This window comes from Bradyrhizobium sp., assembly GCF_027307225.1.
GTDB lineage: Bacteria > Pseudomonadota > Alphaproteobacteria > Rhizobiales > Xanthobacteraceae > Bradyrhizobium.
Window position 1 is genome coordinate 1 of the sequence record NZ_DAHUXJ010000017.1, and the last position, 18,885, is coordinate 18,885.

The following is an 18,885-nucleotide window of genomic DNA, read 5'->3' on the forward strand; positions in this document are numbered from 1 at the left end:
CCGAACACGTCAGTCAAATCTGCCACCTGCGCCGGCGTGAGATAACGCGGATTGAGTCCGCGCAAGAGCAGATAGAGTTTTGCGGTCTCTTCAAGTTCCTCGACCGCAAACACAGCGGCCTCCAGCGTGTCGCCGGAAACCACCGGGCCATGATTGGCAAGCAGCACCGACGAATATTCACCGGCGAGGCCCTTGATGGCATCTGCGACCGCGGGATCCCCTGGCCGATAGTAGGGCACGAGCGCGGTTGCGCCGCATTTCATCAGATAATAGGCCGTCATCGGCGGCAGCGCCGCGTGCGGATCGATTTCCGGCAGCATCGAGAGCGCCACCGAATGGGTCGAGTGCAGATGGACAACCGCGCGTGCCGCGCTGCGTGTCTCATATAGCGCCCCATGCAGCGGCACTTCCTTGGTCGGAGCGTCGCCGGAGAGGAGGCGGCCGGCTGCATCCAAATGCGACAGCCGTGCCGGATCAAGAAAGCCGAGCGAGGCGTTGGTCGGCGTGACCAGCCAGCCGCCGTCCTCAAGTTTGACGGAAATATTGCCGGAGGAGCCCGGCGTCAGGCCGCGCTCGAACAGTGAACGGCCGAGGCGGCAGATTTGCTCGCGAAGTTTTGTCTCGCTCATAGCGTCGTTCCCTCTTCAGCCTTGTCTCACGCTTTGGCAGCGCGGCCAAGCCGTGATAGGCAGGAGGAAAATCAGTAAGAAGCTAAAGGGAACGCCGCATGACTTGTTCCGCCAAACCGCATATCGCCGTGATCGGCCTGGGCTCGATGGGCTACGGCATGGCCAGCGCGCTCAAACGCGCCGGATTTGAGGTCACCGGCTGCGATGTTGCGGCCGACGTGGTCAAGCGCTTTGTGTCCGAAGGCGGGAAGGGCGCCGCGACCCCGGCCGAGGCGGCGAAAGCGGCCGGCATCGTCGTCAGCGTGGTCGTCAACGCCGCCCAGACCGAAGCCATTTTGTTCGGCAAGGGTGGTGTCGCCGAGACGCTGGCCAAGGACGCCGTGTTCGTTTCTTCGGCCACCATGGACCCCGAGATCGCAAGGCGGCTTGCCAAACAATTGGAAGCGACCGGCCGGCATTATCTCGATGCGCCGATTTCGGGAGGCGCGCAGCGTGCGGCGCAGGGCGAATTGACGATCCTCGCATCGGGAAGTGCCGCCGCCTTCGCCAAGGCGCGGCCGGCGCTCGATGCGATGGCTGCTAAACTCTATGAACTCGGCGACGCGCCGGGGCAGGGCGCGGCGTTCAAGATGATCAACCAGCTGCTCGCAGGCGTTCATATTGCCGCGGCTTCCGAGGCCATCGCGTTTGCCGCCAAGCAGGGCCTTGATATCCGCAAGGTGTACGAGGTCATCACCGCGTCCGCCGGCAATTCCTGGATGTTCGAAAACCGCATGCCGCACGTGCTCGATGGCGACTATACCCCGCGCAGCGCGGTCGAGATTTTCGTCAAGGATCTCGGCATCATTCAGGATATGGCGCGCAATGCGAAATTCCCGGTACCGGTGTCGGCCGCGGCGCTGCAGATGTTCCTGATGACAGCGGCATCGGGCATGGGCGGCGACGACGATGCGTCGGTCGCGCGGATGTATGCGCGCGTCACTGGCACACATTTGCCCGGCGAGCCGAAGTAAGCCTGGATAACCAGAGGACATCATATGCCCCGCTTTGCCGCCAATCTTACGCTGCTATTCAATGAGGTGCCGTTCCTCGATCGCTTCGAGGCGGCAGCGAAAGCCGGCTTCACCGCGATCGAGTTCCTGTTTCCCTATGCCTACCCGGTGGACGACATCAGCAAACGCTTGCGCGACAACGGCCTGACGCAGGCCTTGTTCAACCTGCCGCCGGGCAATTGGGACGCCGGAGAGAAAGGTTTTGCGGCGCTGCCCGAGCGCTTCGATGACCTGAAACAGAGCCTCGTCACGGCATTGCCCTATGCGCAGGCGACCGGCGTCAAGCGAGTGCACCTGATGTCGGGACTGGCCGATCGCAGGGATCAAAAGGCAGTCGCAGCTTTCAAGAACTCTGTAACCTATGTGGCGGAATTCTTCGCGCCCCACGGCATTGACGTGGTGCTCGAGCCGCTCAATGCGCGCAACACGCCGAATTATTTCCTCAACGACTTCGGCTTCGCGCGCGACGTGATCCAGGAGTTGAAGGTTCCGAACCTGAAATTGCAGTTCGACATCTATCACTGCCAGATCCTGCATGGCGACGTGACGACGCGGCTGCGCGAGATGATGCCGATCACCGGACACATCCAGATCGCGAGTATTCCCTCACGCCACGAGCCGGACGACGAAGAACTCAATTATCCGTTCCTGTTCGCCGAGCTCGATCGGCTTGGCTACCAAGGATTCGTCGGCTGCGAGTACAACCCGCGCGGCAAGACCACCGATGGACTTGCCTGGTTCAAACCGTATGCGGGGAAGAAATCGTGAAGCTGACGCTTGGCTGTATCGCGGACGACTATACCGGTGCGTCCGATCTCGCCAACACGCTGACGCGCGCCGGTCTGCGCACCGTGCAGACAATCGGCGTTCCCGCCAACGAGCTGAAACTGCCCGAGGTCGACGCCGTGGTTGTGTCGCTCAAGAGCCGGTCGATCGAGGCAGGCCTTGCGGTGTCGCGGTCGCGCGCGGCCGACAAATGGCTGCGCGGCCGCGGCGCGGACCACGTGCTGTTCAAGATCTGCTCGACCTTCGATTCAACCGACGCCGGCAATATCGGCCCGGTGATGGATGCGTTGCGTGCTGATTGCGGTGAGAAAACCGTTCTGGTCACGCCGGCTTTCCCCGAAACCGGCCGCACCGTCTACCAAGGCAATCTGTTCGTCGGTCTCGTGCCACTGAACGAGAGCCCGCTGAGGGATCATCCGCTCAACCCGATGCACGATTCGAATCTCGTGCGGGTGTTGGCGCGCCAGAGCAAAACCAAAATCGGGCTGGTCAATCTCGCAACCGTCATTCGCGGACCGGAGGCGGTGCGGGCGCATCTCGCTGATCTCGCTGGCACAGGCGTTGGCGCGGCAATCATCGATGCCGTGTTCGATCTCGACCTGGAGACGATCGGCGGCGTTGCGCTCGATCACCGGCTATCGGTCGGCGCCTCGGGCATTGGACTGGGCCTGGCGCGCGCGCTGGTCGGATCGGGCGGGGTGCCGAGGGGTGCTTCGAGGAAGACGGAGGAAGCCCCGATCGGCGGACCCGCAGCCTGTCTTGCCGGCAGTTGCTCGCAGGCGACACTGCAACAAGTCGCCAATGCCGAAGAGACGATGCCGGTCCTTCATCTCGATCCCGACCGTATCATTACGGGGCCGGATGAAGTCCGCCGCGCGCTCGCCTGGGCCGCGCAGAGAATCGCCGACGGCCCCATTCTGATCGCGTCCAGCTCGACGCCGGATCAGGTGACAGCCCTGCAATCCCGTCATGGCCGTGATGCAGCCGGGCATGCCATCGAGCAAGCCATGGCCGATATCGCCGAAGCCTTGGTGCAGTCGGGCGTGCGGCGACTGGTGATTGCAGGTGGTGAAACTTCAGGCGCCGTCGTGGATCGGCTGGGCATTCCGGGTTTTCTGGTCGGCGCGGAAATCGCAGCCGGAGTGCCTGTATTGCGGGCCGTCGGCGCAAAAGAGGGCGACATGCTGCTTGCCCTGAAATCGGGCAATTTCGGCGGACCGCAATTCTTTTCCGACGCGCTTGGCTTAATGCGTTAACCGAACGCAGGCATTCTTCCGCCGGAAATATTGTGAAACGTGCGCCGCCGGTTCGCGCGGAATTGAAGTCAGTTGACGGGCCCGACATAGCCATTTGGCGGCATTTCAGGTAAACGCCGCGCTGCATCACACCCATCACATCAGGCCCGATCCCAGGAATGCATGCGCCATGACTGAACTGGTCCGTATTGCCCTAAACCGGCCATACACATTCGTCGTGCTCGCGCTGCTTCTCCTGATCATCGGGCCGCTGTCTGCGCTGCGCACGCCGGTCGACATCTTTCCCGATATCCGAATTCCGGTGATCGGCGTGGTCTGGACGTACACAGGTCTTCCGCCGGATCAGATGGCCGGCCGTATCATCACGCAATATCAGCGCGCCCTGACGACGACCGTCAACGACATCGATCACATCACGGCGAATTCGTATTACGGCGTCGGCATCGTCAAGATTTTCTTCCAGCCGAACGCCGATATCCGCACGGCCAACGCGCAGGTGACGGCCATTTCGCAGACGATCACCAAGCAGATGCCGCCGGGTGCGACGCCGCCGCTGATCATCATCTACAACGCCTCGACGGTTCCGATCGTTCAACTCGCGCTGTCGGGCGAAGGGCTCACCGAACAGATGCTGGGCGATATCGCCATCAACCAGCTGCGCACGCCGCTGGTGACCGTGCAAGGCGCGGCGATCCCGTATCCCTATGGGGGCAAGCAGCGCCAGATCCAGATCGACGTTGATCCATCGAAATTGCAATCATTGGGGCTGTCGGGGCAGGACGTCGCCAATGCGCTCGCGGCGCAAAACCTGATTCAGCCTGCCGGCACCTCGAAGATCGGCAGTTTCGAATACATCATTCAGGTCAACAATTCGCCGCTGAAGGCCGGCGACATGGGCGATCTTCCGATCAAGGTCGTCAACGGCGCGACGGTCTATATTCACGACGTCGCCAGCGTGCGTGACGGCAATCCTCCACAAACCAACGTCGTCCACGTTAACGGCAATCGCTCTGTTCTGATGATGGTGCTGAAGTCGGGCTACACCTCGACGCTCGACATCATTGCCGGCATCAAGAAGAAGGCTGCGGCCTACAAGGATTCGCTTCCCGACGGGCTGAAGGTCGATTTCGTCGGCGACCAGGGCGTGTTCGTCGCCTCTTCAATCAAAGGCGTCGTGCGCGAAGGGGTCATCGCGGCCTTGCTCACGAGCGTCATGATCCTTCTGTTTCTGGGAAGCTGGCGCTCGACGGTCATCATCGCGACCTCGATCCCGCTTGCCGTGTTCGGCTCCATCATCATGCTGGCGGCGCTAGGCGAAACCCTCAACATCATGACTCTGGGCGGTCTGGCGCTGGCGGTCGGTATTCTCGTCGACGAAGCCACAGTGACGATCGAGAACATCAACTGGCATCTGGAACAGGGCAAGGATGTCCGCCCGGCGATTATGGACGGCGCCCAGCAGATCGTTGTGCCGGCCTTCGTGTCGCTGCTCTGCATCTGCATCGTGTTCATCCCGATGTTCTTCCTGCAGGGCATTCCACGCTTCCTGTTCGTGCCGATGGCGGAAGCGGTGATCTTCGCGATGATCTGGTCGTTCATTCTGTCGCGCACGCTGGTGCCGACGATGGCGATGTATTTGCTGAAGCCGCACCAGCATGAGCACGGCGCGGCGCGGCCGCCCACGCGCAATCCGCTGGTCTGGTTCCAGCGCGGCTTCGAACACAGGTTCGAGCGGTTTCGCGAGAGCTATCGCGATCTGTTGACGCTGGCGCTGCGCCACCGTCCGACCTTCGTGATCGTGTTCCTGGCCTTTATCGGCGCCTCGTCTCTGCTGTTGCCTTATCTGGGGCAGAACTTCTTCCCGTCGGTCGATGCCGGCCAGATCCTGATGCATGTGCGCAGCCAGGTCGGCACGCGGCTCGAGGAGAACGCCAATCACTTCGCCGACATCGAGAAAGAGGTCCGCAAGATCATCCCGCCGGATCTGATCGAGACGATGACCGACAATATCGGCATGCCAATCTCGGGCATCAACCTGACGTACAACAACACGGGCGTCATGGGTCCGTCGGACGGCGACATCCAGATCAAGCTTAAAGAAGACCATCCGCCGACGGACAACTACATCAAGGCGATGCGCGAGCGGCTTCCGAACCTCTTCCCGGGAACGACGTTTGCTTTCCTTCCTGCCGATATTGTCAACCAGATACTGAACTTCGGCGCGCCGGCTCCGATCGACATCGAGATACGCGGCAACAATCTGGATGGGAACTTCGCCTATGCCACCAACCTGCTTAATCAGATCCGGCGAATTCCCGGTGTTGCGGACGCGCGCATTCAGCAATCAACGAAGAATCCGACTTTCGACATCGATGTGGACAGGACCCGCGCGCAATATGTCGGTCTGACCGAGCGTGACGTCGTCAACAGCCTCACGGTCAACCTGTCGGGCAGCGGCCAGGTCCAGCCGACATTTTATCTCAATCCCGATAACGGCGTGAACTACGCGGTCGTGATGCAGACGCCGCAGTATCAGGTCGATTCCCTGAGCGCGCTGGAGACGCTGCCGATTTCGTCCAACGTGCCGGCGCAGGCGCCCATTCTTGGCGGCATCGCCACCATCTCGCGCACGACGTCGAGCGCGATGGTTTCCCAATATAACATCCAGCCGATGGTCCAGGTCTTTGCGACGCCGCAGGGGCGCGATCTCGGCGGCGTTGCCTCCGACATCCAAAAGGTCATCGCGGCCAACGCCAAGAACGTGCCGAAAGGTTCGACCGTCGTGCTTTCCGGCCAGGTGCAGACTATGAACAGCTCGTTTTACGGTTTGCTGTTCGGCCTGCTCGGCGCGATCGTGCTGGTTTATTTCCTGATCGTGGTGAACTTCCAGTCCTGGTCCGACCCGTTCGTGATCATCACGGCGCTGCCGGCGGCGCTGGCGGGGATCGTCTGGATGCTGTTTACGACCCACACCACAATATCGGTCCCGGCCTTGACCGGCGCGATCATGTGCATGGGCGTTGCCACTGCCAACAGCGTGCTGGTGATCAGCTTTGCCCGCGAGCGTTATGATGAACTCGGCGACCCGGTCGCGGCCGCCATCGATGCCGGCTTTGTGCGTATTCGACCGGTGCTGATGACCGCGCTCGCCATGATCATCGGCATGCTGCCGATGTCGCTTGGCCTGGGCGATGGCGGCGAGGCCAACGCGCCGCTGGGCCGGGCCGTGATCGGCGGCCTGATGTTCTCGACCATCGCGACGCTGATGTTTGTTCCAGTGGTTTTTAGTATGCTGCACAAAAAGCAGGACGCCAAAGTCGCCGTCCAATCGGAGAAAGAAAATGCCCACTGAAGCTAGCCCGACGGTATCTCGCCGGAAACTGGGCATTTTCGGCGTCATCGCCGTGGCCGCCGCGCTGACGCTCGTGGTGAGCGGGATCCGCGCCCGGGAAGACTCCAACGCCAAGCTGAAGGAATGGACCGACGAACAGGCCGTACCGGCAGTTGCCGTGATCTATGCTGACGCCGGTCCATTGACGGCTACGATCAATCTGCCGGGTCGGCTCGAAGCCTACTATCGCGCCCCGATCTTCGCCCGCGTCAATGGCTACCTGAAGAACTGGTCCAAGGATATTGGCGCGCGGGTCAAGGCCGGCGAAGTGATCGCCGAAATCGATGCGCCGGACCTCGATCAGCAATTGCTGCAGGCGCGCGCCGATCTCGCCAACCAGGAGGCGAGTGCGAAGCTGTCCGAGGTCACGCTGGCCCGCCGCAAGACGCTGATCGCGTCGAATTTCGTTTCGATGCAGGAAATCGACGAGCGCACCGCCGACCTCGCCAACAAGAACGCCGCGGTCAAGTCGAGCCAGGCCAATGTCGAGCGGCTCGAGGCCCTGGCCGGCTACAAAAAGATCACTGCGCCGTTCGACGGTATCGTCACCGCGCGCAACACCGACGTCGGCGCGCTGATCAATGCCGGCGGCGGCAGCAGTGCACCGATGTTCATCGTTTCCGACATCAAGAAGTTGCGCGTCTACGTCAACGTCCCGCAGACCTACGTGCCGTCGGTCAAGATCGGCGCCAAGGCGACGATTTCCGTGCCGGAATATCCAACCCGGACTTTTGAGGCGACGATGGAAGCTTCGGCGCAGGCGGTGGACGTCACCTCGGGCACGACGCAGATGCAGCTTGGGCTCGATAACTCGACAGGCGAGTTGATGCCCGGCGGCTTTGCCAATGTGAGATTGGTCCTCCAACGCGACAGCGTGCCGCTGCACATTCCTTCCAGCGCGCTCGTTTTCGACAAGACGGGCTTGCGTGTAGCGACGGTGACGTCCGACAACAAGGTATTGTTCAAGCCGGTGAAGATTGCCCGCGATCTTGGGCGCGATATCGAGCTTGCCGGTGGAATTTCGCTGGACGATCGCGTCATCAGTACGCCGCCCGACGGTATGGTCGACGGCGACCCTGTACGTGTCGTTAGCACCAAGGGCCGGCCGTCGACCGTTTCGGCCAAGCAGGGTGAGAAGGGCTAGGCCCCTCTACCTCTCAGGCTATCAGCCATTCCAGCACGCCGTCATCGGCGCGGACAACCGCGCCGGACGAGCCGATAGGACTGCGGTCCATATTCAATAGATGCGCCAGCGTTCGTCCGTCGCTGGCGGGCACCCGCGCCAGTGCGCGCGCATTGTCTGATGTCCGCAGCATGACCACGCCGTGTTCGACTGCGTTGTCGCGGCCGTAAATCGCGGTGAAGCTTTCGACAGTGGCCATGCCGCTCGCTTCCGTCACGAAAGCCGGCACCGCGCGGCGGCGGCGGTCAGCTTCGCTTTGAACGCTCGTCTCCTGCGCCAGCGGCTCGGCGCGCGCCTGCCGCGAGAGCACCAGCGCGTGATGCTTGGTAACAAAGCCGCCCTGACCATAGAGTAGGCCGAGGGAGGCGCCGGTGCCCACTTTTCGAAGTTCGCGCTCTGTCTCAGCAACACCGTTTTGCGAAGTTCGAAAAGGCATGGGCACTGGGAGATCAACTTTTCTAGTATTGTCGTGCAGGGACTTCAGATCGGCGGTACTAGCGCGTAGCTTCCGGACCATCGCACAGGCCGCGTGCGTCATATAGGTGTTGAGCGGTGCGCCGAAGAATGTCAGCCCGCCCGTGACGGTGGGCTTGACGTCAGCGCCCAGCCCAAGCGTTCGCCGCGCCATCTTCGGAACGCAGGGGAAGCAGCTATAGAGCTCGATGGCGTCGAAAGCCCCGGCTTTCCCACCAGCCAAATCCGTCACAGCCTCGAGCACCGCGTTCTGCGCGTGGCTCTCCGTGAACTGATCTCGTTCGAGATAATCGCGCGGCTCTTCCGCCGATGCACCGCCGAGGATGTGGATCAACTTATGTTCCGGAATGCCGGCCGCGCGCGCCTTGGCGAGGCTCGTCATCAGAAGTGCACCCCCCATGTTGACCATCGGGTTCGCCACCATAAGCTTCGTGTAGGGCCAGGCGATCAGCCGGTTGTCGGCCGAAGGCGTCGTGATTTCGTCCGGCGCAAACCGCCGCTTCAGCCAGGCGTTTGGATTTTCGCTCGCCGCTTGCGAGTAGGTCGACCACAGCGCGCCGGACTCGGCCATCGCCTCGCGCGGCGTCTGACCCCAATGGGCCGCGGTAGCCGCTTCATAGAATGGATAGACGCTGACGGGACGGAACACGCCGAGCTTCACGGCCGCGGGCTTCTGAAATGCGGCGCCGCGCTTGGGCTCTTCGACGTCATGCGCGAATGGGGTCCAGGGCAGCGTGATGCCGGCGCGTTCGGCCCGGGTCGCCGTGCTCTGAGCCTCTGCACCGCAGACGGCGGCCACGCTGCATTCGCCGCGGGCGATGCGCTTTGCTGCCTCGTGCAGATAGCGGATCGGGCTCTCGCCGCCGACCGGCCCGTAATAGGCGTGCTTCGGCATGATCCCGAGGCGCGACGACAGCAACTTTTCCGGGTCGCGGTAACGCCAGCTCAGGAAATTGACGATGTCGAGTGAATCGATCTCGCCGAGCAGTTCGGCGCCGCTATCGGCTTCAGCGCGTTTCAGCGCTTCAACCAGCAAGGCGAGCGGTTCAAGGCCGTCGGTGATCTCTTTCGGCCGATCGGTGATTTCACCGATGCCGACAATGACAGGGATTCGGTCAGGGGAGGGGATTGTCATTGATACTGCCGTTTTGACTCTATGCTCAACCTTCATCCTGAGGAGCGGCACATTTGCCGCGTCTCGAAGGATGAGGCCTCAATGTGGCCCCATGGTTCTCCCGGCGATGCAACGCATCGTCCGGAAACGGCGCCCCTTTATCTGCACCGTTCGCAACGGCCTCGCCCAGCTCGGCCTGCTCGGGTGCGCGCGCCTCCTCACCATGAGGAGTGAGAACTGGTTACCCGTCCCCGACCAGCGCATTCATGTGCTCCACGGCTTCGGCAAAATCTTCCTTGAATTCCTGCACCACTGAGGTGGCCGACTTCACGCTGTCGATCAGGCCGACGCCCTGGCCTACAAAGTAGCTGACGAGGTCGCGCGCTTTGGCGTTGCCCGCGGCCGCGGCGCGGTCGATGGCCTGAAAGGCGTCGCGACTGATGATGCTTTGCAGCGGCATGGGCAGCGCGCCGGGGCTTTCGGGAGCGCGGTCCCAGGCATCGGTCCAGACCGAGCGCAATTGCCGCGCCGGCTTGCCGGTGCGGCCTCGGGAACGCACGGCATCGCGGGACGAGGCCGCAATCATCTTCTCGCGGAAAATCTCGCTGGTCTCGGATTCGTTCGTGGCGAGCCACACCGAACCGGTCCAGACGCCGGCCGCGCCCATCGCCATGCAGGCCGCCATCTGCCGTCCGGTCATGATACCGCCCGCCGCCAGGACCGGCACATCGCGAACCGGCTTGATGGCCTTGATGACCTCGGGTACCAGCACCATGGTCGAAACCTCGCCGCAATGGCCGCCGGCTTCGGTTCCCTGCACCACGAGAATGTCGACGCCGGCCGCGACCTGGCGCAGCGCATGCTCCTTGGCGCCGACCAGGGCCGCGACGGGAATGCCGTGTTTGCGGCCCATCTCGATCATCGCCTTCGGAGGTACGCCGAGCGCGTTGGCGATCAGCCGGACCGGATGGCGAAACGACGCCTCGAGCACTTCGAGCGCGCGCGTCGTATCGAACGGTTGCGGCGTGTCAGCCGGAACAGACGCGGCCTTGAACTCGACATTGTATTTGTTGAGGAGGTCGCGGGTGAAGGCGCGGTGTTCGGATGGGATCCGGCGCTCGAGACTCTGCCAGGTGACGTCGGCTTCACCCGCCGTCGAAATGTTTTCGGGAATGAGCACATCGAGGCCGTATGGTTTTCCGTCGACGTGATCGTCGATCCACTTCAATTCCTGCTCGATGGTCTCAGGCGAATGCGCGGTCGCGCCGAGCACGCCGAACCCTCCGGCCCGGCTCACGGCAGCGACGACATCGCGGCAATGGCTGAACGCGAACAGCGGAAACTCGATGCCCAGCATCTCGCAGACCGGCGATTTCATCGTTGTGTCTACTCCCGGATGAATTCGTATGACCTGGACGATAAATCACGTCGTTCCGACATGAAAGCTTTCCGCGGTATAGAATATCCACAGCAGCCATCGCGTTTGCTTTGGGCCTTGTGCTTTCGCGCAACCCGGAGAATGCTACGCACCAAGGAATAGAATTGCCAGGGGAGCGCCTCCTCGATGTCTGCCGCGCCATCAATTGCAGAAAACGGCCGCGAAGTGACGTTCGACGTCGTCGTGGTGGGCGCGGGGTTTGCCGGACTGTACATGCTCCACCGCCTGCGCGGGCTCGGATTTTCGGCTCGCGTCTATGAGCAGGGCAGCGATGTCGGTGGCACATGGTACTGGAACCGCTATCCCGGCGCGCGGTGCGATGTCGAAAGCATGCAGTATTCCTATTCCTTCTCGGAGGAATTGCAGCAAGACTGGGATTGGAGCGAGCGCTACGCGCCGCAGCCGGAAATCCTGAAATATGCCCAGCATGTTGCCGATCGCTTTGGCTTGCGACCCGACATCGTGTTCGACACCCGCGTCGAGCGGGCGGAATTCGATGAGGGTCGTGGCATCTGGGAAGTTGCGACCTCGGACGGAGGAACCGCGCGGGCGCAATTCGTGGTGCTGGCGACCGGCTGTCTGTCCAATGCCAGGATGCCCGATATCACGGGCCTGGGCGAATTTGCCGGGCAGGTCTATCACACCGGCCACTGGCCGCATGAAGGCGTCGATTTCACCGGCCAGCGTGTCGGCGTTATCGGCACCGGCTCTTCGGCGATTCAGTCCGTCCCCGTGATTGCCGCGCAGGCAAGCCATCTCTTTGTTTTCCAGCGCACGTCCAATTTTTCAATTCCGGCTCGCAACTCGCTGCTGACGGAGGAGGAGCGCAAGGCCTTTCGCAACAATTATCCCGAGATCCGCCGCTTTGCCCGCGAGGACTCGCGCAACGGCATCTATGCCGAACCGCCCGAGCGCGGTGCGCTGGAGGACGGCGAGAACGCGCGGCGGGCCAAATATGACCAGCGTTGGGCCAATGGCGGCCTGACCTTCATGCTCGCCTATAACAACCTCCTTCTGGACAAGGCCGCGAACGATACAGCCGCCGATTTCGTCCGCGAAAAAATTGCCGAGATCGTCGGCGATCCCGAGACCGCAAAGCGTCTGCAGCCCGACAACCACCCGATTGGAACCAAGCGTATCTGCGTCGACACCGATTATTACGCAACCTTCAACCGCCCCGACGTAACGCTGGTCGATATCCGCAGCAATGGTATCGAGGAAATCCTGCCCAACGCCGTCCGCGCGGGCGGTGAGGATTACCAGATCGATGCGCTGGTGCTGGCAACCGGGTTCGATGCGATGACGGGATCGGTTGCGAAAATCGACATTCGCGGCCGCGGCGGCAAAGCGCTTAACCAGAAATGGGCGGAAGGTCCGAAAACCTATCTCGGCCTGATGAGCGAGGGCTTTCCGAATCTCTTCATCGTCACCGGGCCGGGCAGCCCGTCGGTGCTTTCCAACATGATCGTTTCGATCGAACAGCACGTTGATTGGATCGCCGGTTGTCTTTCCTTTATGCGCCGCCGCGCACTCGCCTCAATCGAGGCCAGCCATGAGGCGGAAGAGCAGTGGGTCGCGCATGTCAATGAGGTGGCGCAGATGACGCTCTATCCGCAGGCCAATTCCTGGTATATGGGCGCCAACATTCCCGGCAAGCCGCGCATCTTCATGCCCTATATCGGTGGCGTCGGCGTCTATCGGCGTATCTGCAACGACGTCGCAGCCAAGGGCTATGAGGGATTTACGATGCGGGCGAACCAAGTCGAGCAGGTTGCTGCGACTTCCTGAAAGTCGCGGCACCTGAATGCTGGACTTCTCAATTCTCTTTTCACGTTCGCGGGCCGGCCGGCCCGGCTTCAATTCACCTGGCGCTCTCTTCCGGTCCAATAGGGATCGCGCAGATGACGGCGCAGGATCTTGCCGGAGGCATTGCGGGGCAGGGCGTCGATGAAATCCACCGTTTTCGGGGTCTTGAACGCCGCAATGTGCGTCCGCGTGAAGTTGATGATATCGGAGGCGCTCGTCTGCTTGCCGGGCTTTAGCACCACGATCGCCTTGACCGTTTCGCCCCAGGTATCGTCGGGCACGCCGATCACGGCGGCTTCCGCGACATCCGGGTGATCGCACACCGCGCTCTCGACCTCGGCCGGATAGATGTTTTCGCCCCCCGAGATGATCATGTCCTTGATGCGGTCCTGAACGTAGAGATAGCCGTCCTTGTCCATGTAGCCGGCGTCGCCGGTGCGCAGCCAACCGTCGCGGCCGATGGTTTTGGCGGTCGCTTCCGGCAGATTCCAGTAGCCGACCATGTTGGAGCCGGACCTAGTCGCGATTTCGCCGACCTCGCCGGGTGGCAATTGCTTGCCGTCGACGTCAAGAATAGCAAGCTCGACACCCGGCAGCGCCTTGCCGGCGGACCGCATCCGCTCCAGCCCCTCGACATGATCCTCCGGCGGCAGCGCGACAATGGTGCCGGTCGTCTCGGTCATGCCGTAAAGCTGCACGAAGCCGCAGCCGAACACCTCGATGCATTCTTTCAACAGGGCAGCGGGAATCGGCGACGCGCCGTAGAGGATGTGTTTCAGGCGGGAGAAATCGACACTGCGCGCCCGCGGCTGCCTCACCACGAACTGCATCGCCGCCGGGACCATGAAGATCTTGGTGATTTTGTCGTGCTCGATGAAGTCGAGCACCTTGGTCGGATCGAACTCCCGCGCGATCACGCCCTTGGCGCCATGATAAAGGCCGAGCAGTCCCCAGCCCGAGCCACCGATATGGAAGACGGGCATAGCCACCAGCGAGACGTCGTCCTTGGTCCATCGATTCCAGTCAGCGTCTGCACCGTCGCCATTCTCGAGTAGATTAAGAAGGTTGGCATGCGACAGCATGGCGCCTTTCGGCTTTCCCGTGGTACCGGAGGTGTAAAGCTGGATTGCGACGTCCTGCCGCCCGATCTCGACTCTCGGATCGTCTGAACTCTGGGCATCGCGCCAAGTCGTATAGTTTTGCCATTCTGCCGTCTTGCCTTCGGTAGCGATAACGACACGCAGGTCGGGCGCCTGAATGCCGGCAACCTGGGCGAAGTTTTCGGGGCCGACGAACAGGACAGCGGCCTTGCAATCGGCGACGATGAACGCGATCTCGGGCGCGGCCAGCCGCCAATTGACCGGCGTCATCACCACATTGGCTTTCATCGCGCCGAGCATGAGCTCGAAATAAACGTCGCTGTTCTTGCCGAGATAGGCGATCCGTTCGCGCGGGCGAACGCCGAGCGCCTTCAGTCCGTTGGCAACGCGATTGGTCAGGACATCAAATTCGGTGAAACTGGTCTGGCGCCCCTCGAATTCAAGGGCGATCTCCTTGTCGCGCGACTTCGCCAGCGCGCGCACCATGTCGGCAAGATGCGCCGGCTGCTCCGAAACGGCCATATTCTCCTCCCCGATTTATTTTATTTTGAGGAGGAGTTTGGCGGCATCTGGCAGCAAAGACAATAGCGCCGTGCTCCGGCTTCAGGTCGAGGTGAAGGCCTTTATTGTCTTGCAGCGCGGTCCTTTTCGTTCTGCGCCTTGATCTGGTCGCGCGCCTTTTCCCAGTCGTCGGTCGTCCAGTCGCGCAGCTGATAGAAATTGCCGCCCATCGCGAGCGCCTGGCCGCCATCCATGGCGATCGTTTCGCCGTTGATCCAGTCGCAGCCGCCGGAAATCAAGAACACCGCCAGGTTTTGCAGTTCTTCCATGGTTCCGACCCGGCCCATCGGGTTCATCGCCTTGGTGCGCGCACCGGCCTCGTCACCGGGCTTGATGCGCTTGCTCATGCCTTCGGTCGGAATCTCGCCCGGCGCAATTGTGTTGAGCCGGATGCCATAGCGGCCCCATTCCGTGGCGAGCGACATGGTCATGGCATGCACCGCCGATTTGCTCATTGCCGACGGCACCACGTAGGGGCTGCCGTTGCGGACCCAGGTCACCGTGATCGACACCACGTTGCCGCGAAGTTTGTTGGCGATCCAGCGCCGTCCGACGGCGTGGGTGACATAGAACGTCCCGTGCATGACGATATTGGCGACGGCATCGAAGCCACGCGGCGAAAGGTCTTCGGTGCGTGAGATGAAATTGCCGGCTGCGTTGTTGACGAGGTCGGTCAGTGGGCCGTCCTTGAAGATCGCCTCGACCATCTCGTCGACAGCCAGCGCGTTGCGGATATCGATGCCGTGGCTGGTCACGCGGCCGCCGTGGAGATCCATCAGTTCGGTTGCGGTCTCGTCGCAGACGCTCTTGCGGCGCCCGCAGATATGGATTTCCGCGCCAAGCTCGAGAAAGCGCGTCGCCATGGATTTGCCGAGGCCGGTGCCGCCGCCCGTGACAAGAATTCGCCGGCCTGCAAGGAGTTTTTCACTGAACATGATCGGTCCCCGTTCTTGCCTGTCAAGAGCAAGTTACTAAAACCGGCCGACGCTTTCGTGTAAAGCAGTTCGTTGGATGTAGGAGGGAATGAACATGGACGATCGCGTGCAGGTGACGATCACGGAGGGCGTCGCCGATGTTCGCCTGGTTCGCGCGGACAAGATGAATGCGCTGGATGCCGCGATGTTCGAAGCGCTTGTCGCAACCGCAACAGGGCTCGCCAGCGAGAAGGGTTTGCGCGCGGTAGTATTGTCCGGGGAAGGACGCGCATTCTGCGCCGGGCTCGACATGGGCCGCTTCGCCGCAATGAAGGAAAAGGGCGGCAACGGCATTGCCGGCGGCGATGCGCGCGATCTCACCGTGCGCACGCATGGCATCGCCAATTTCCCGCAAATGGCCGTATGGGGCTGGCGGCAGCTTCCGGTCCCGGTGATTGCCGCGATTCATGGGGTCGCGTTTGGCGGCGGCTTTCAGCTCGCGCTCGGCGCGGACATGCGATTTCTCAGCGCCGACGCGCGCATGTCGATCATGGAGATCAAATGGGGCCTGGTGCCGGATATGGCGGGAACGCCGATCCTGGCGAGCCTCGTGCGCGACGATATCCTGCGCGAACTGACCTATACTGGCCGGATTTTCTCGGCGCAGGAAGCCTTGAGTTATGGCCTCGCGACCAGGATCTGCGACGACCCCCGCGCGGCGGCGCTGGAGGTCGCGCGCGAGATCGCGGCCAAAAGCCCGGACGCGATCCGCTCTGCCAAACGCATGCTCAACAAGCTCTCGGTCGATCCGGCGCCGGCGCTCCTGGACGAATCGGTCGAACAGCAGAAGTTGATTGGCAGTCCCAACCAGCTTGAGGCCGTGCGCGCCAATATCGACAAGCGTTCCCCGCATTTTATCGATCCCTGACCTAACCTTGCTTCTATTCCCGCCATTCCCAGCCGGCGAGTGGGAAGGGGCGTGAACTCGCCTTCCTGGCCTTGCGCTGCGCCGCAAAAATTGCCACTCAGGGATACCGGCCGACTCTGGAGCATTTGGCGATGTCGTCCCAGACCATGTTTTCCGAACAGGGGCCGGAATCCATTCGCAGCAAAGAAGCCTCCGCGCTCGAAGAAGACGTCCGCCTGCGGAACGATATCCGCCTGCTCGGACGCATCCTGGGCGACACCGTTCGCGACCGGGAGGGCGCCGACGTTTTCGACCTGGTCGAACGTATCAGGCAAACCTCGATCCGGTTTCACCGTGCTGATGACAAGGCGGCGCGGCGGGAACTCGAGCTGATCCTCGACGGCATGTCGATCAGCCAGACGGTGCGTATCGTCCGTGCCTTCAGCTATTTCTCCCATTTGGCCAACATCGCCGAAGATCAGAACAGCATCCGCCGGATGCGCGCAAGTTCCAAGGCCGGCGAGGCGCCGCGACCGGAAACGCTGGCGCGGACCTTGCTGCACGCGCAAGCTGCCGGCCTTACCGCGGCGGGCTTGCGCGATTTTTTTGCCTCGGCGCTGATCAGTCCGGTGCTGACCGCGCACCCGACCGAAGTCCGCCGCAAGAGCACCATCGATCGCGAAATGGAGATCGCCGCCGTTCTGGACCGGCGTGAGCGGGTGCAGTTGACGCCGGAGGAACTGGCGGCAAGCGACGAGCAATTGCGGCGCGCGGTACTGACGTTATGGCAGACCAACCTGTTGCGCCGAACCCGCCTGACCGTGCTCGACGAGGTCGCCAACGGGCTGTCTTTCTACGACTATACCTTCCTGAACGAAGTCCCCCGGCTGCATAGCCGGCTCGAAGACCGCCTCAATGAGGACGAAGGCACGCAGGGTGAACTCGCATCTTTCCTGAAGATGGGAAGCTGGATCGGCGGCGACCGCGACGGCAACCCGTTCGTGAGCGCTGAAGTGATGCGTGGCGCGCTGAAGATGCAATCAAGCCGCGTACTTCGCTTCTACCTCGACGAGTTGCACGTGCTTGGCTCCGAGCTGTCGCTGGCGGCGCATCTCGCCGGCGCCTCGAAGGATCTGCAGGCGCTGGCCGCGAGCTCGCCCGACAAGTCGCCGCATCGACGCGGCGAGCCTTATCGCCTGGCGGTCTCCGGTATCTTTGCAAGGCTCACGGCGACGGCGGCACGGCTCGAGGTCGAGACCACGCGGGCCGCGGTCGGCGAAGCCGCGCCTTACGCCAATGTCGCCGAATTCAAGGCTGACCTCGATATTCTCTATCGCTCGCTGATGATGAATAATTCGCGCGTGATCGCGCGCGGCAGGCTGCGGCAGCTGCGGCGAGCCGTCGACTGCTTCGGCTTTCATCTCGCCAGCCTTGACATGCGGCAGAACTCGGCCGTTCACGAGCGTACAATCGCCGAATTGATCGATGCCGCAATGCCCGGTCATTCCTATCTGGCGCTGAACGAGGAGGCGCGTATCGCGCTTCTGACCAGCGAGCTGCGCAGTGCCCGGCCGCTGACCTCGGCCTTCGTCAAGTATAGCGAGGAGACGCTGGGTGAGCTCGCCGTCTTCCGCGCCGCCGCCGAAGCTCATGCCAGATACGGCGAGGAGGCCATTCCTCAAGCCATCATCTCGATGTGCAAGGGGATATCCGACATGCTGGAGGTCGCGGTCCTGCTGAAGGAGGTCGGCCTTGTCGATCCCTCCGGCCGCAGCGCGATCAACATCGTGCCGTTGTTCGAGACCATCGAGGATTTGCAGGCTTCCGCCCATATCATGGACCGGATCCTGTCGATGCACGATTACCGCAAGCTGGTGGACAGCCACGGCTCGGTGCAGGAGGTGATGCTCGGCTATTCCGACAGCAACAAGGATGGCGGTTTCCTCACCTCCGGCTGGGAGCTGTACAAGGCCGAAATCAAACTGGTCGACGTGTTCGAGCGCCACGGCGTGCGGTTGCGGCTGTTCCACGGCCGCGGCGGCTCGGTCGGCCGTGGCGGCGGCCCGAGCTATGACGCCATCATGGCGCAGCCGGCCGGCGCGGTGCGTGGCCAGATCCGCATCACCGAACAAGGCGAGATCATCTCGTCGAAATACTCGAACGCGGACACCTGCCGCCGCAACCTCAACATCCTGGTGGCGGCCACCCTGGAATCGACGTTGCTCGACACCCGCCGCCCGGCGGCGCCGCGCGCGTTCCTGGAGACGATGCAGG

At 62.2% G+C, this 18,885-nt stretch carries 13 protein-coding genes; 8 read left to right on the forward strand and 5 right to left on the reverse strand.

The genetic code is table 11. The features are described 5' to 3' along the window. On the reverse strand, positions 1-629 hold a 629-nt coding region (locus tag M6D32_RS03305), incomplete at its 3' end, for an aldolase (protein ID WP_298253313.1). Positions 630-727: 98 nt separating this feature from the next. Here M6D32_RS03305 and ltnD point away from each other — a divergent pair. The 5 genes from ltnD to M6D32_RS03330 all read left to right on the forward strand — a co-directional run bounded on the left by ltnD (position 728) and on the right by M6D32_RS03330 (position 8,258). Beyond that, the gene (gene ltnD / locus M6D32_RS03310) at positions 728-1,642 is read left to right on the forward strand and encodes an L-threonate dehydrogenase (RefSeq protein WP_298253315.1); all 915 of its coding nucleotides are present in this window, start codon (positions 728-730) and stop codon (positions 1,640-1,642) included. Positions 1,643-1,666: 24 nt separating this feature from the next. After that, a complete protein-coding gene (gene otnI, locus M6D32_RS03315) occupies positions 1,667-2,449 on the forward strand; it encodes a 2-oxo-tetronate isomerase (protein WP_298253318.1) in 783 nt (260 codons plus the stop codon). Then, positions 2,446-3,723, forward strand: a complete 1,278-nt coding sequence (gene otnK / locus M6D32_RS03320; protein ID WP_298253320.1) for a 3-oxo-tetronate kinase — start codon at positions 2,446-2,448, stop codon at positions 3,721-3,723. Before otnI ends, otnK begins: the two co-directional genes overlap by 4 nt. Positions 3,724-3,892: 169 nt before the next feature. Next, on the forward strand, positions 3,893-7,075 hold the full coding sequence (locus M6D32_RS03325; protein WP_298253322.1) for an efflux RND transporter permease subunit: 3,183 nt from the start codon (positions 3,893-3,895) through the stop codon (positions 7,073-7,075). Then, on the forward strand, positions 7,065-8,258 hold the full coding sequence (locus M6D32_RS03330) for an efflux RND transporter periplasmic adaptor subunit (protein ID WP_298253324.1): 1,194 nt from the start codon (positions 7,065-7,067) through the stop codon (positions 8,256-8,258). The genes M6D32_RS03325 and M6D32_RS03330 overlap by 11 nt, the downstream gene beginning before the upstream one ends. Positions 8,259-8,271: 13 nt before the next feature. Here M6D32_RS03330 and M6D32_RS03335 read toward each other — a convergent pair whose 3' ends face one another. After that, on the reverse strand, positions 8,272-9,906 hold the full coding sequence (locus tag M6D32_RS03335) for an acetyl-CoA acetyltransferase (RefSeq protein ID WP_298253326.1): 1,635 nt from the start codon (positions 9,904-9,906) through the stop codon (positions 8,272-8,274). A 220-nt stretch (positions 9,907-10,126) separates the two neighbouring features. Then, positions 10,127-11,263, reverse strand: a complete 1,137-nt coding sequence (locus M6D32_RS03340) for a nitronate monooxygenase (protein WP_298253328.1) — start codon at positions 11,261-11,263, stop codon at positions 10,127-10,129. A 186-nt stretch (positions 11,264-11,449) separates the two neighbouring features. Here M6D32_RS03340 and M6D32_RS03345 point away from each other — a divergent pair, with 186 nt between their 5' ends. Further along, on the forward strand, positions 11,450-13,111 hold the full coding sequence (locus M6D32_RS03345) for an NAD(P)/FAD-dependent oxidoreductase (RefSeq protein ID WP_298253330.1): 1,662 nt from the start codon (positions 11,450-11,452) through the stop codon (positions 13,109-13,111). A 68-nt stretch (positions 13,112-13,179) separates the two neighbouring features. Here the strand turns inward: M6D32_RS03345 and M6D32_RS03350 are convergent, their stop codons facing one another. Further along, on the reverse strand, positions 13,180-14,751 hold the full coding sequence (locus tag M6D32_RS03350; protein WP_298253332.1) for a fatty acid--CoA ligase: 1,572 nt from the start codon (positions 14,749-14,751) through the stop codon (positions 13,180-13,182). A gap of 101 nt (positions 14,752-14,852) precedes the next feature. Further along, positions 14,853-15,725 carry an SDR family oxidoreductase gene (locus M6D32_RS03355; protein WP_298253333.1) on the reverse strand — a complete coding sequence of 291 codons (873 nt, stop codon included), beginning with the start codon at positions 15,723-15,725 and terminating at the stop codon, positions 14,853-14,855. A 94-nt stretch (positions 15,726-15,819) separates the two neighbouring features. On the opposite strand from M6D32_RS03355, the gene M6D32_RS03360 reads away from it, so the two are divergent. Next, complete coding sequence (locus M6D32_RS03360; RefSeq protein WP_298253335.1) at positions 15,820-16,632, forward strand: crotonase/enoyl-CoA hydratase family protein; 813 nt, start codon at positions 15,820-15,822, stop codon at positions 16,630-16,632. A 131-nt stretch (positions 16,633-16,763) separates the two neighbouring features. Continuing rightward, positions 16,764-18,885, forward strand: a 2,122-nt coding sequence (gene ppc / locus M6D32_RS03365; RefSeq protein ID WP_298253338.1) for a phosphoenolpyruvate carboxylase, incomplete at its 3' end; no start/stop codon positions are given.